The 14,535-nt window shown below is 60.6% G+C and carries 8 protein-coding genes and 2 pseudogenes; 5 read left to right on the top strand and 5 right to left on the bottom strand.

The features are described 5' to 3' along the window. Positions 1 to 113 precede the first annotated feature (113 nt). Entirely contained in the window at positions 114 to 1,598 is a 1,485-nt protein-coding gene (gene putP / locus AC1DXW_RS00995) for a sodium/proline symporter PutP (protein WP_477752859.1), read from the bottom strand. Between the two features lie 461 nt (positions 1,599 to 2,059). Between putP and putA the strand changes: the two genes are divergently transcribed. After that, on the top strand, positions 2,060 to 6,010 hold the full coding sequence (gene putA / locus AC1DXW_RS00990; protein ID WP_477752858.1) for a trifunctional transcriptional regulator/proline dehydrogenase/L-glutamate gamma-semialdehyde dehydrogenase: 3,951 nt from the start codon (positions 2,060 to 2,062) through the stop codon (positions 6,008 to 6,010). 215 nt (positions 6,011 to 6,225) lie between these two features. Then, positions 6,226 to 8,028, top strand: coding sequence for an acyl-CoA dehydrogenase (locus AC1DXW_RS00985; protein WP_477755965.1), 1,803 nt, complete (start codon positions 6,226 to 6,228; stop codon positions 8,026 to 8,028). 112 nt (positions 8,029 to 8,140) lie between these two features. On the opposite strand, the gene AC1DXW_RS00980 is transcribed toward AC1DXW_RS00985, so the two are convergent. From AC1DXW_RS00980 to AC1DXW_RS00965, 4 genes and pseudogenes are all read right to left on the bottom strand, one after another. Next, positions 8,141 to 8,872, bottom strand: coding sequence for a methyl-accepting chemotaxis protein (locus AC1DXW_RS00980; protein ID WP_477759729.1), 732 nt, complete (start codon positions 8,870 to 8,872; stop codon positions 8,141 to 8,143). A 132-nt stretch (positions 8,873 to 9,004) separates the two neighbouring features. Next, positions 9,005 to 10,033: pseudogene (locus tag AC1DXW_RS00975) on the bottom strand (HAMP domain-containing protein); the annotation flags it as partial. A 145-nt stretch (positions 10,034 to 10,178) separates the two neighbouring features. Further along, positions 10,179 to 10,481 (bottom strand): cell division protein ZapA, encoded by a 303-nt coding sequence (locus AC1DXW_RS00970; protein ID WP_007981180.1) that lies wholly within the window; start codon positions 10,479 to 10,481, stop codon positions 10,179 to 10,181. After that, on the bottom strand, positions 10,478 to 10,687 hold the full coding sequence (locus tag AC1DXW_RS00965; protein ID WP_095943263.1) for a hypothetical protein: 210 nt from the start codon (positions 10,685 to 10,687) through the stop codon (positions 10,478 to 10,480). Before AC1DXW_RS00965 ends, AC1DXW_RS00970 begins: the two co-directional genes overlap by 4 nt. Positions 10,688 to 10,961: 274 nt before the next feature. Here AC1DXW_RS00965 and AC1DXW_RS00960 point away from each other — a divergent pair. The 3 genes and pseudogenes from AC1DXW_RS00960 to AC1DXW_RS00950 all read left to right on the top strand — a co-directional run. After that, positions 10,962 to 11,732: pseudogene (locus AC1DXW_RS00960) on the top strand (MCP four helix bundle domain-containing protein); the annotation flags it as partial. Beyond that, the gene (locus AC1DXW_RS00955) at positions 11,715 to 12,587 is read left to right on the top strand and encodes a methyl-accepting chemotaxis protein (RefSeq protein ID WP_477759728.1); all 873 of its coding nucleotides are present in this window, start codon (positions 11,715 to 11,717) and stop codon (positions 12,585 to 12,587) included. The pseudogene AC1DXW_RS00960 and the gene AC1DXW_RS00955, both read left to right, overlap by 18 nt. Positions 12,588 to 12,785: 198 nt before the next feature. Next, complete coding sequence (locus tag AC1DXW_RS00950; RefSeq protein ID WP_477752130.1) at positions 12,786 to 14,528, top strand: potassium/proton antiporter; 1,743 nt, start codon at positions 12,786 to 12,788, stop codon at positions 14,526 to 14,528. The last annotated feature ends 7 nt before the right edge of the window (positions 14,529 to 14,535 follow it).

Raw genomic sequence — 14,535 nt, 5'->3', positions numbered from 1 at the left:
TTGGAGGGCCAATGCCTGTTTTCGGACCTGGCTTGCAAAAAAAAAACGGCCCGCAACATAAAGCTGCGAGCCGTTCTTTTATCAGAGATGGGAAGAGCTCAACCCATCACTCATCACTTGTTCAAACGATAATCACTCTCTGCAGCCGCAAAACGCTGGAACATGCCAGCAGTCGGCGTGCCCATTTTGCTGACGAAGTAGATCGCCAGGCTGGCGAAGATGAAACCAGGGATGATTTCGTACAGGCCCAGCAGTTCGAAGTGTTTCCAGACGATCACGGTGATCGCGCCGACCAGGATACCGGCCAGTGCGCCGTTGCGGGTCATGTCTTTCCAGATCACGGAGATCAGTACGACGGGACCGAATGCGGCACCGAAACCAGCCCAGGCGTAGCTCACCAGACCCAGTACACGGTTTTCCGGGTTGGATGCCAGCGCGATAGCAATCAGGGCAACCAACAGCACCATGGCACGACCGACCCAGACCAGTTCAACCTGGGAAGCGGATTTACGCAAGAAGGTCTTGTAGAAGTCTTCGGTCAGGGCGCTCGAGCACACCAGCAACTGGCAGCTCAGGGTGCTCATGACGGCAGCCAGAATGGCCGACAGCAGGATACCGGCGATCCATGGGTTGAACAGGATTTTGGCCAGCTCGATGAACACACGCTCGTGGTTCTCGGAGACCGCGCCCGCCACGTCCGGGTGCGCCGAGAAGTAGGCGATACCGAAGAAGCCCACTGCCACGGTGCCGCCCAGGCACAGGATCATCCAGGTCATGGAGATGCGACGGGCCTTGGCGATCGATTTAACCGAATCGGCAGCCATGAAACGCGCCAGGATGTGCGGCTGGCCGAAGTAGCCCAGCCCCCAGCCCATCAGCGAGATGATGCCGATGAAAGTGGTGCCCTTGAGCATGTCGAAGTTGCTTGGATCTTGCGCTTCGATGGCCAGGAAGGTGGTGTCGACGCCACCGGTGGCCAGCAGCACGATGACCGGCGTCAGGATCAGCGCGAAGATCATCAGGGTGGCTTGTACGGTATCGGTCCAGCTCACCGCCAGGAAACCACCAATAAAGGTGTAGGCAATCGTCGCCGCAGCACCGGCCCACAGCGCCGTCTCGTAGGACATGCCGAAGGTGCTTTCGAACAGACGGGCCCCGGCCACGATGCCGGAAGCGCAGTAGATGGTGAAGAACACCAGGATCACGACCGCAGAGATGATCCGCAGCAGGCCGCTTTTGTCTTCGAAACGGCTGGCGAAGTAGTCCGGCAGGGTCAGTGCATCACCGTTGTGCTCGGTCTGTACACGCAGACGGCCGGCGACGAACAGCCAGTTCAGGTAGGCGCCGACGATCAGGCCGATGGCGATCCAGCTTTCGGAAAGACCGGACATGTAGATCGCGCCGGGCAAGCCCATCAACAACCAGCCACTCATGTCGGAGGCACCGGCGGACAGTGCAGTCACGACGCTGCCCAGGCTACGGCCGCCCAGGATGTAATCGGAAAGGTTGTTGGTGGAGCGATAGGCCATCAAGCCGATCAGCACCATTGCTGCGATATAGATCACGAACGTGATCAGGGTTGGATTGCTTACGCTCATTAAGTTACGCCCTGGCTTTGTTTTTATGTAGCGGCGGCTGGTGAACCGCTCGCAAACGCATACGTTTGACAGACGATCCGGATTCCCGCGCATTTATGACTGATGTTTCCCCAGGAAAGCCATCAGCCGGAGCACCCGGATTTTGTCCGGGTTGCACCTTGGACGCGAATGCTATTCAACAAAGCAAATAAGGTGCAACCAGTTTCTCGGGATTAAGTTGCACCTAGCGAGAAATAAACGTTAAAAATCGTTTTTTGCTCCTTTTCGGAGCAAAAACGAGTGTTAACTCACCGGAAAAGCACCAAGCAAATGCAACGCAGCCTTACCAGAATTTATTTCCTGACGAGCTGCGTAATATTCTGACAAAAAAAGGGTTGCACCCGGTTGCACCTCGACAGTCTCACGGCTAATCTTGCCGCCAGCTGATGCCACGCAGTCGTGGCAAACATGAGGATAAAAACATGGCTACCACCACCCTTGGGGTCAAACTTGACGACCCGACCCGCGAACGCCTCAAGGCCGCCGCGACCTCGATTGATCGCACGCCGCACTGGCTGATCAAGCAGGCAATCTTCAATTACCTGGAAAAACTCGAGGGTGGTGCAACCCTGACCGAGCTGAGCGGTTTGACCAAGGACTCCGACGACAGCGTCGACGCGCCTCTGGATCACGCCCACCAGTGCTTCCTCGAATTCGCCGAAAGCATCCTGCCGCAATCGGTACTGCGTGCCTCGATCACCGCCGCCTACCGTCGCCCTGAGCCGGAAGTCGTGCCGATGCTGATCGAGCAGGCGCGCCTGCCGGCACCGATGTGCGACGCCACCAACAAACTCGCCGCCTCGATTGCTGAAAAACTGCGCAACCAGAAGAGCGCTGGCGGCCGTGCCGGCATCGTTCAGGGCCTGCTGCAGGAGTTCTCCCTGTCGTCCCAGGAAGGCGTGGCGCTGATGTGCCTGGCCGAAGCGCTGCTGCGCATCCCGGACAAAGGCACCCGCGACGCCCTGATCCGCGACAAGATCAGCACCGGCAACTGGCAGCCGCACCTGGGCAACAGCCCGTCGTTGTTCGTCAACGCTGCCACCTGGGGCTTGTTGCTGACCGGCAAGCTGGTGTCCACGCACAACGAAGCCGGCCTGACATCGTCCCTGAGCCGCATCATCGGCAAGAGCGGCGAGCCGATGATCCGCAAGGGCGTCGACATGGCCATGCGCCTGATGGGCGAGCAGTTCGTGACCGGCGAGACCATCGCCGAAGCCCTGGCCAACGCGAGCAAGTTCGAAGCCAAAGGCTTCCGTTATTCCTACGACATGCTGGGTGAAGCCGCACTCACCGAGCACGACGCGCAGAAGTACCTGGCCTCGTACGAACAAGCCATCCACTCGATCGGCAAGGCCTCCCACGGTCGCGGGATTTATGAAGGCCCGGGCATTTCGATCAAGCTGTCCGCCCTGCACCCGCGCTATAGCCGTGCGCAGTACGAGCGCGTGATGGAAGAGCTGTACCCGCGCCTGCTGTCGCTGACCCTGCTGGCCAAGCAATACGACATCGGCCTGAACATCGACGCCGAAGAAGCCGACCGCCTCGAGCTGTCGCTGGATCTGCTCGAGCGCCTGTGCTTCGAGCCGCAACTGACTGGCTGGAACGGTATCGGTTTCGTGATCCAGGCTTACCAGAAGCGTTGCCCGTACGTGATCGACTACGTGATCGACTTGGCTCGCCGCAGCCGTCATCGCCTGATGATCCGCCTGGTGAAAGGCGCGTACTGGGACAGCGAAATCAAGCGCGCCCAGGTCGAAGGCCTGGAAGGCTACCCGGTCTACACCCGCAAGGTGTACACCGACGTCTCCTACATCGCTTGCGCCCGCAAACTGCTGTCGGTGCCGGAAGTCATCTACCCGCAGTTCGCTACGCACAACGCCCACACCCTGTCGGCCATTTATCACATCGCCGGTCAGAACTATTACCCGGGCCAGTACGAGTTCCAGTGCCTGCACGGCATGGGTGAACCGCTGTACGAACAGGTTGTAGGCAAAGTTTCCGAAGGCAAGCTGAACCGTCCGTGTCGTGTGTACGCTCCGGTCGGCACCCACGAAACCCTGCTGGCTTACCTGGTGCGTCGCCTGCTGGAGAACGGCGCGAACACCTCGTTCGTCAACCGCATTGCCGACCAGTCGATTTCGATCCAGGAACTTGTAGCCGATCCGGTAGCCAGCATCGAGCAGATGGCGACCGTGGAAGGCGGTTTCGGCCTGCCGCACCCGCGCATTCCGCTGCCGCGTGATCTCTACGGCTCCGAGCGCGCCAACTCCAGCGGCATCGACATGGCCAACGAACATCGTTTGGCGTCCCTGTCCTGCGCGCTTCTTGCTACCGCACACAACCACTGGAAAGCGGCGCCGATGCTCGGTTGCGCCTCCAGCACCGAAGCGCCGGCACCGGTGCTGAACCCGTCCGATCTGCGTGATGTGGTCGGCCATGTGCAGGAAGCGACCGTCGAAGACGTCGACAACGCGATCCAGTGCGCCCTCAACGCTGCGCCGATCTGGCAGGCCACCCCGCCCGCCGAACGCGCCGCGATCCTGGAACGTGCCGCCGATCTGATGGAAGCCGAGATCCAGCCGCTGATGGGCCTGCTGGCTCGCGAAGCCGGCAAGACCTTCGCCAACGCCATTGCCGAAGTGCGTGAAGCCGTGGACTTCCTGCGTTATTACGCGGTGCAGGCGCGCAACGACTTCACCAATGACGCTCACCGTCCGCTGGGCCCAGTGGTGTGCATCAGCCCGTGGAACTTCCCGCTGGCAATCTTCAGTGGCCAAGTGGCTGCTGCGTTGGCCGCTGGTAACCCGGTATTGGCCAAGCCTGCGGAACAGACTCCGCTGGTCGCCGCTCAAGCCGTGCGCCTGCTGCTCGAAGCAGGGATTCCGGAAGGCGTACTGCAATTGCTGCCGGGTCGCGGTGAAACCGTCGGTGCCGGCCTGGTCGGCGACGAACGCGTCAAAGGCGTGATGTTCACCGGCTCCACCGAAGTCGCGCGCTTGCTGCAACGCAACATCGCCGGCCGCCTGGATAGCCAGGGTCGTCCGATCCCGCTGATCGCCGAAACCGGTGGCCAGAACGCAATGATCGTTGACTCCTCGGCACTGACCGAACAAGTCGTGATCGACGTGGTTTCGTCGGCCTTCGACAGCGCCGGTCAGCGTTGCTCGGCCCTGCGTGTCTTGTGCTTGCAGGAAGATTCCGCAGACCGCGTCATCGAAATGCTCAAGGGCGCGATGGCTGAAAGCCGTCTCGGCAACCCTGAGCGCCTGTCCGTGGACATCGGCCCGGTCATCGACGCCGAAGCCAAGGCTGGCATCGAGAAGCACATCCAGGCCATGCGCGACAAAGGTCGCAGCGTGTACCAGGTGGCCATCGCCGATGCCGAAGAAGTCAAACGCGGCACCTTCGTGATGCCGACGCTGATCGAACTGGAAAGCTTCGACGAACTGCAGCGGGAGATCTTCGGCCCGGTGCTGCACGTGGTCCGTTACAAGCGCAAAGACATCGATCAACTGATCGGCCAGATCAACGCTTCCGGCTACGGCCTGACGCTGGGCGTTCACACCCGCATCGACGAAACCATCGCCAAGGTGATCGACAACGTCAACGCCGGTAACGTCTACGTCAACCGCAACATTGTGGGTGCCGTGGTCGGCGTGCAGCCATTCGGCGGCGAAGGCTTGTCGGGTACCGGCCCGAAAGCCGGTGGCCCGCTGTACCTGTACCGCCTGCTGTCGACGCGTCCTGCGGATGCGATCGAACAATCCTTCGCTCGCGGCGATGCTGCCGCAGCACCGGACGTTCGTCTGCGCGACGCCATGAGCAAGCCGCTGACCGCCCTGAAAGCCTGGGCCGACAGCCACAAGTTCGCCGATCTGAGCACCCTGTGCGTGCAGTTCGCCGCGCAATCGCAAAGTGGCATCACCCGTGTCCTGGCCGGCCCGACCGGCGAGCGCAATAGCTATGCGATCTTGCCGCGCGAGCACGTACTTTGCCTGGCGGAAGTCGAAGGCGATCTGCTGACCCAACTGGCGGCGGTACTGGCTGTCGGTGGTTCAGCGGTGTGGCCGGAAGCTGACTTGACCAAGGCCTTGTTCGCACGCCTGCCGAAGGATATTCAGGCACGCATCAAGCTGATTTCCGACTGGAACAAGGACGAAGTGGTGTTTGATGCGGTTGTGCATCACGGCCACTCCGACCAGTTGCGTGCGGTGTGCCAGCAGGTTGCCAAGCGTGCCGGCGCCATCGTTGGCGTGCAGGGCCTGTCACAAGGCGAAACCAACATTGCGCTGGAACGCCTGGTGATCGAGCGGGCGTTGAGCGTTAACACGGCTGCGGCGGGTGGTAATGCCAGTTTGATGACCATCGGTTAACACCGACAATCCGGGCTGCCGCAATGGCCGCCCGGTGCTTTAGAAGCAAGATCAAAAGATCGCAGCCTTCGGCAGCTCCTACAGGGGAACGCATTCCAATGTAGGAGCTGCCGAAGGCTGCGATCTTTTGCTTCTCCATCACCAAGATCAATCATCCTGTTCAGTCTTTATTCCCAAGCCTAGACTCGGCCCACTCCAATAAAAGGTAGGCCGCCATGTCCGAGACGTTGCTCAGTTCCCGCAATCTGGCTTTCGAGCTGTATGAAGTCCTTGATGCCGAGGGCCTGACCCAGCGTGAGCGTTTCGCCGAGCACAATCGCGAAACCTTCGATGCGGCCATTGGCACCGCCCGCAGCATCGCCGAGAAGTTCTTCGCCCCGCACAACCGCAAGGGCGACGAGAACGAGCCGCGCTATGAAAACGGTCAGGCGATTCTGATTCCGGAAGTGAAACCGGCGGTGGATGCCTTCCTCGAAGCCGGTTTCCTCAACGCCGGGCGCAGTTTCGACGCCGGCGGCATGCAGCTTCCTACGCTGCTGTCCCAGGCCTGCTTCGCGCACTTTCAATCGGCCAATGCTGCTTCGACGTCGTACCCGTTCCTGACCATGGGCGCGGCCAACCTGATCGAAAGCTTCGGCACCGATGAGCAGAAGCGCCGCTTCCTGCAACCGATGATCGACGGCCGTTTCTTCGGCACCATGGCCCTGACCGAACCCCACGCGGGTTCGTCGCTGTCGGATATTCGTACCCGCGCGGAACCGGCGCCCGACGGCACTTATCGCCTCAAGGGCAACAAGATCTTCATCTCCGGCGGCGATCACCCGCTGTCGGAAAACATCGTGCACATGGTGCTGGCCAAGCTGCCGGACGCGCCGGCCGGGGTGAAGGGCATTTCGCTGTTTATCGTGCCCAAGTTCCTGGTCAACGATGACGGCAGCCTCGGCCAGCGCAACGACGTGCTGCTGGCCGGGCTGTTCCACAAGATGGGCTGGCGGGGCACCACGTCCACCGCGCTGAATTTCGGCGATAACGGCGAATGCGTCGGCTATCTGGTGGGCAAGCCGCACCAGGGCTTGAGCTACATGTTCCAGATGATGAACGAAGCGCGGATTGGCGTCGGCATGGGTGCCGTGATGCTTGGTTACGCGGGCTATCTGTATTCGCTGGAATACGCTCGCGAGCGTCCACAGGGCCGCGTGCCGGACAGCAAGGACCCGAACACCGCGCCGGTGGCGATCATTCAGCACGCTGACGTCAAACGCATGCTGCTGATACAAAAGGCTTACGTTGAAGGTTCATTTGACTTGGGTCTTTATGCGGCGCGGCTGTTCGATGACACCACCACCCTTGCGACCGAAGCCGAACGCAAGCAGGCCCATGAACTGCTGGACCTGCTGACGCCAATCGTCAAATCCTGGCCATCGGAGTTCTGCCTGAAGGCCAACGAACTGGCGATCCAGATCCTCGGCGGCCACGGCTACACTCGCGAATACCCGGTGGAACAGTACTACCGCGATAACCGCCTGAACCTGATCCACGAAGGCACCCACGGCATTCAGTCGCTGGACCTGCTGGGCCGCAAACTGGCGCAGAACGGCGGTGCGGGGCTCAAGCAGCTGATTCGCCTGATCGCCGACACCGCCGAGCGCGCCCAGGCGTTTGAGTCGCTGACGTCGCTGCGCGAACCGCTGGAAAAGCTGGTGGCGCGCCTGCAAACCGTGACCATCGGCCTGCTGACTGATCTGGCACAAGGCAAGGTCAACAGCAGCCTGGCGAACTCGGCGCTGTACCTGAAGGTGTTTGGTCACACGGTGATTGGTTGGCGCTGGCTGGAGCAGGCGATCCGTGCCGAAGAAGGTTTAGCCAAGGGCAATGCGGCGGATGTCAGTTTCTATAAAGGCAAGCTGCAGGCGGCGCGCTACTTCCTGACGTGGGAAGTGCCGGGTTGCCACCATGAGCTGGCGATTCTTGAAGCTCGGGATGATGTGTGCCTGGGCATGCAGGATGAGTGGTTCTGATCAGGTATAGATTGGTGTAACGGCCACAAAAAAGATCGCAGCCTTCGGCAGCTCCTACAGAGGAACGCATTCCACATGTAGGAGCTGCCGAAGGCTGCGATCTTTTGATCTTTTAATTCAACCGAAACCCACCCATCTGCCGCGCCAGATCATCCGCCAACCGCTGCAACGTCTGGCAATCATCCCGACAAGCCCTGACCTCCCCCGCCGTCGCCCGCGCCAGGTCGGAAATGCCCTGCACGTTGCGATTGATTTCTTCGGTCACCGCCGATTGCTCTTCCGTCGCCGTCGCCACCTGATGGTTCATATCGCTGATGCGTTCCACTTGTCCGGTAATCGCGGTCAACGAGGCGCCGGTACGCTGGCTCGACTCGACACCCGTGCCCGTCGCGGCCTGCCCGGAATGCATCGACGACACCGCGTTTTCTGCACCTTGCTTGAGGCTGCCGATCATCTGCTGGATTTCATCGGTGGAGGCTTGAGTGCGCCGCGCCAGGGTGCGCACTTCATCGGCCACCACGGCAAATCCACGCCCCATGTCTCCGGCTCGCGCCGCTTCGATAGCGGCGTTGAGCGCCAGCAGGTTGGTCTGCTCGGAAATCCCGCGAATCACCGCCAGCACCTGATCGATCGACGCCACCTGATGCGCCAATTCACCCACAGCGCTGGCGGCGACGCCGATTTCGTCGGACATGCTTTCAATATGCCGGATCGAGCCACCCACCACTTCCCGTGCCTGCATCGCCTCATCCCGAGCCGTTTGCGACGCGACCGCCGCATTGCCGGCATTTTGGGCGATTTCCTGAACGGTCAGACCCATTTCGTGAACCGCAGTGGCGACCATGTCGGTCATTTCCTGCTGGCGGCCGGAGCGTTCGGCGGTGTTGTCCACAACTCTGGCCACTTGCCCCACAGCCGTACGCAATCGTTCGCTGGTGGTCAGTACTTCGCCGATCATGTCGCGCTGGCTATCCAGGAACCGATTGAAACCGCGAGCCAGATCGCCCAGCTCATCGGCGCGGCTGGAATCTAACCGCTGGGTCAAATCGCCACCACCGCTACCGATGGCCACCAGTGCCGCTGTTACCTGACGAATCGGTCGTACCAACCCACGGGCCAGCAACACCACCAGCAGCAGGCACACAATCGCCACCGCCAGGCCGATGCCACTGCTCATCCACATGGCGCGGCGGGCTTCGGCGTAAATCTGTGATTGCGGCACTTCGGCCACCAGGGTCCAGCCGAGATCACGCAATGGCAGGCTTAACGCGAGGAGGTCTTCACCGTCACGCTGGAAGCCGCTGCTGGTGGCAGCTTTTTGACTCATCACCGATTGTGCCGCCGTAGCACCAATCTGCTCGGTCAAAGTTCGTTTGCCACTCAATTGCGCCTCGGGATGCACCTGGATCAAACCGTCGGAACGCACGAGATAGACCTTGCCGCGCTCACCGAAGCTGAAGTTGTGGATCAGCTCCGACAGCTCTTTCATGCTCAGGCCCAGCCCGGCAACGCCCACGACTTTACCGGCCTGCTCGACTTTGAAGTCGATGAAAAGCGCCAATTCTCCGGTGGCCGTGTCGTTATCGATGTTGAGAGTGCGCGGCTGGTTGCTGTCGAGGAACGAGTAGAACCAGGCATCTTTCGGATTGGAACGACTGAGGGTCCGGTCCAGGCCTTTTTCGGTGAAGTAATGGTTGGACGCGGTGCCGACAATAATCGCGGTAAAGGCCTTGTGCTCGGCGCGGATGCCTTCGAGATAGGTAGTAAAGGTGCTGGCCCGGGCACCGTCTTCACCCCCTGCCAGCCAGTCGCGCACCATGCTGTTGCTGGCGATGTCCTTGGCGGCGGTGAGCGGTTGGACCAGGATGCGTTCGATGTCGTTGCGCATCGCTTCGATGCTCGACGGCAAGGCTTGCTCGACCAGATAGCTCTGGGCGAGGCGGTTAACCACCAGGGTATAGATGCCAACCACGATCAGAATACTGACCAGCAAGGCGCTGCCCATACTCAGGATCAACTGCCATTGAATACTGCGTCGCCAGAACTGCATGGAGCACCCCCAAAGAATAAGAGGCTGAAACACTGCAACAGCCGTGCCGATTGTATACAAACCAACCGACAATCTATTCTTTGGTTGTGCGCAAAGCCGATCAGGCCTGATTGATCGTCTTGGAGATCACTTCAACCGTGGCGCTGACTTGCTCTTGGTAACGGTCGAGTTCGAGCTTGTGCTGTTTCTGCATTTCGATCTGCTGGGAGCACAGATTCATCGCCGCCAGCACCAGCAGGCGGTCACCGATCAGCGTCGGGTACTTCCTCTTGGTTTCGGCCAGGGCTGCCTTCAACATCATCGCGGCGTCCAGCAGGGTCTGTTCTTCCCCGGCCGGTGCCTTGATCGAATAGTCCTCTCCCAGGATCGAGACGACTTTTACCCCTGCGGCGTTGTAACTCATGCGCTGACAGGACCTGCGCTGACGCGTTCAACCAGGGCCTGAATGCGAGCCGCCGTGGCGCCTTGCTTCTCTTCGTGTTCCATCAGGCTCAGTTGCAGGCTTTCGTTTTCATCTTTGGCCTGGGCCAGTTCCGCGGTCAGGTTCTGGTTCTGTTGCACCAGGTCGCTGACCAGTTGTTCCAATTGGCTTAGGGATGCTTCCAACATTTTGATTTTCCGGGCTTTTTCAAAGGGCGCGTACGATAAAGAAAAGTCACCCTGGATGCCAGGGTTATACAGGCGCAAAGCCTTGATTTTGCTGACGGGCGACCTTCCTCGCGAGTTTTAAAGACTGTGATTGGCCAATCTGGTTCCTGCACTTCGTCGCCACAAGGTGCAACCGGCTAAAACACGGGGGGCTCAAGACTTCAGCCAGGCGACCGATAAGTCATCCATACAGCAGCCTCAGCCCCGCACGGATGCGCTATTTTCGGTGATCGCCATGTCCCTTCGTAATATGAATATCGCCCCTCGGGCGTTCCTCAGCTTTGCCCTGATCGGCGGCTTGATGATGGTTCTGGGGGTGTTTTCCTTGAATCAGATGAGCAAGATCCGCGGCGCCGCCGAAAACATCACCAACAACAGTGTGCCGAGCATCAAGAGCCTGGACGAGTTCACCCAGCTCACCTTGCGCCTGCGCGTGCTGTCCTACCGTTTGCTGGTGAATCGCGAGCCTGACGTGCAGCAGAAAACCGTGGAATTGCTGGAGACGCGTAACCAGCAGATTCGCGCCGCCCAGGCGACCTACGAAAAGCTGATCGCCAGCCCGCAGGAACGTGCGGCCTACGATCAATACGTACAGCTGCTGGGTCAGTACCGCCAGATCGAAGACCGGATGAAGACCCTGTCGCGCAACAATCAGGTCGACGAACTGCGCAGCTTGCTCAACACCGATTTGCTCAACAACTCCGAAGCGATCAACGCCGTGTTGAACCGCCTGCTGGAGATCAACACCCAGCAGAGCCACGACACTAACCAGCAGGCAGCCGATCAGTATGATTCGGCGTTCAACCTGGTGATCTCCCTGTTGGTGATCGCCACCGCCCTGACGTTGCTGTTCGCCTGGTTGCTGACCAACAGCATCACCCAACCGATAGCCAACGCCCTGAGCGCCGCCGAACAGATTGCCGAAGGCAACCTGACGCGCCCGATCAACGTCGACGGCAAAGACGAAGCCGGCCGCTTGCTGCTGGCCATGTCGAAGATGCAGGACAAGCTGCGTGACACGCTGCAGCGCATTTCCGGCTCGGCCACGCAGCTGGCGTCCGCTGCCGAAGAACTCAACAGCGTTACTGACGAAAGCGCCCGAGGCCTGACCCAACAGAACAACGAAATCGAACAGGCCGCCACGGCGGTCAACGAAATGACCAGCGCCGTGGAAGAAGTCGCGCGCAACGCGGTCAGCACGTCCGAGGCGTCGAAGAACGCCACCACATCTGCCGGCGACGGCCGTGACCTGGTACAGGAAACCGTGAGCGCCATCGAACGCATGAGCGCCGACGTGCAGAGCACCGCCACCCTGATCGGCGACCTGGCCAACGAGTCACGCGACATCGGCAAGGTGCTGGATGTGATCCGTGGCCTGGCCGACCAGACCAACCTGCTGGCCTTGAACGCCGCCATCGAGGCCGCACGCGCCGGTGAGGCCGGTCGTGGTTTCGCCGTAGTGGCCGACGAGGTTCGTGCCCTGGCCCACCGCACCCAGCAGTCGACCAGCGAAATCGAACGCATGATCGGCAGCATCCAGAGCGGTACCGAGCACGCGGTGGACTCGATGCGCAACAGCACCGAACGCGCCGAATCGACCCTGAACATCGCCCGCGGCGCCGGGATGTCGCTGGACACCATCAACAGCGCCATCGTCGAAATCAACGAGCGCAACCTGGTTATCGCCAGCGCCGCCGAAGAACAGGCGCAGGTGGCCCGTGAAGTGGATCGCAACCTGGTGAACATTCGTGACCTGTCGGTGCAGTCGGCCACCGGGGCAAATCAGACGAGTGCGGCGAGCAATGAGCTGTCGCGCCTGGCGGTGGACCTGAACACACTGGTTGGGCGGTTTAGCCTTTAAGCTATAAAGCAAAAAGATCGCAGCCTGCGGCAGCTCCTACAGGAAAACACACATCCCTGTGTAGGAGCTGCCGCAGGCTGCGATCTTTTGAGCAGCAAAAGCTTTTTGACAGCATCACATTTCAACAGGTTAGAATCGCTGGCACGCAGACTGCATGGTCAGTTTGCGCCCGCCTTTCAGCTTTCTGGAGTACTGCCTTTGAATGCGACGACCATCAACAGCCTGTTCTTGATCGGCGCGTTGCTGGTAGGTGCGAGCATTCTGGTGAGCTCACTTTCGTCCCGTCTCGGCATCCCGATTCTGGTGATTATCCTGGCCGTCGGCATGGCGGCCGGTGTCGATGGCGCCGGCATTCTTTTTGATAACTACCCCACGGCCTATCTGGTCGGTAACCTCGCGCTGGCGGTGATCCTGCTCGACGGCGGCCTGCGCACCCGGGTGTCGAGTTTCCGCGTGGCGTTATGGCCGGCGCTCTCGCTGGCCACGGTCGGCGTGTTGATTACCACCGGGCTGACCGGCATGGCGGCCGCCTGGCTGTTCAACCTGAACCTGATCCAGGGCCTGCTGATCGGCGCCATCGTCGGCTCCACCGATGCCGCGGCGGTGTTCTCGCTATTGGGCGGTAAAGGCCTGAACGAACGGGTAACCGCCAGCCTTGAAATCGAATCCGGCAGCAACGACCCGATGGCGGTGTTCCTCACCGTTACCCTGATCGACATGCTCGCCAGCGGCCAGACCGGCCTGCACTGGAGCCTGCTGACCCACCTGTTGCGCGAATTCGGCATCGGTGGCGTCATCGGCCTGGGCGGCGGCTGGCTCATGCTGCAACTGGTCAACCGCATCAACCTGGCCACCGGCCTGTATCCGATTCTGGTCATCGCCGGTGGCCTGGTGGTGTTTGCCCTGACCAACGCCCTGCACGGCAGCGGCTTCCTCGCCGTGTACCTGTGTGGATTGATGATCGGCAACCGCCCGGTGCGCAGCCGCCACGGCATCCTGCATATGCTCGACGGCATGGCCTGGCTGGCGCAGATCGGCATGTTCCTGGTGCTGGGGCTGCTGGTGACGCCTCACGATCTGCTGCCTATCGCCTTGCCAGCACTGGCCCTGGCGCTGTGGATGATTCTGTTTGCCCGGCCATTCTCAGTGATGGTTGGCCTGTTGCCGTTCAAGGCGTTCCATGGTCGCGAAAAAGCGTTCATTTCCTGGGTCGGCCTGCGCGGCGCGGTCCCGATCATTCTCGCGGTGTTCCCGCTGATGGCCGGCCTGCCCAACGCCCAGCTGTACTTCAACCTCGCCTTTTTTATCGTGCTGGTGTCGCTGCTGGTTCAGGGCACGAGCCTGCCGTGGGTCGCCAAGCTGCTGAAGGTGACGGTGCCCCCGGAGCCTGCGCCCATCTCCCGCTCGGCCCTGGAAGTGCATGTCACCAGTGAGTGGGAGCTGTTCGTTTATCGCCTCGGCGCGGAAAAATGGTGCATCGGTTCGCCCCTGCGCGAGCTGAAAATGCCCGAAGGCACCCGTATCGCCGCCCTGTTTCGTGGCCAACAATTGCTCCATCCGTCGGGTAGTACGGTGCTCGAAGTCGATGATTTGCTGTGTGTTATCGGCCATGAACACAACCTGCCGGCCCTCGGAAAACTCTTCAGCCAGGCGCCACAACGGGGCCTCGATCTGCGCTTCTTCGGCGACTTCGTACTCGAAGGAGACGCCCAGCTGGCCGCGGTTGCGGCCCTCTATGGCCTGAAGGTCGAAGGCATCGATCCGGACATGTCCCTGGGCCACTTCATTGCCCATAAGGTCGGCGGCGCGCCGGTGGTGGGTGACCAGGTTGAATGGAACAACACCATCTGGACCGTGGCGGTCATGGACGGGAACAAGATCGGCAAAGTGGGCGTCAGATTCCCCGAAGGAAGTCGCCCGGGTCCCGGACTCTTCCTCTAAACTGCTT

The sequence above is a fragment of the Pseudomonas sp. P4_C4 genome (genome assembly GCF_056402055.1).
Note: the sequence above shows the minus strand (reverse complement) of the source record. Positions and strands in the feature narration are given on the sequence as shown.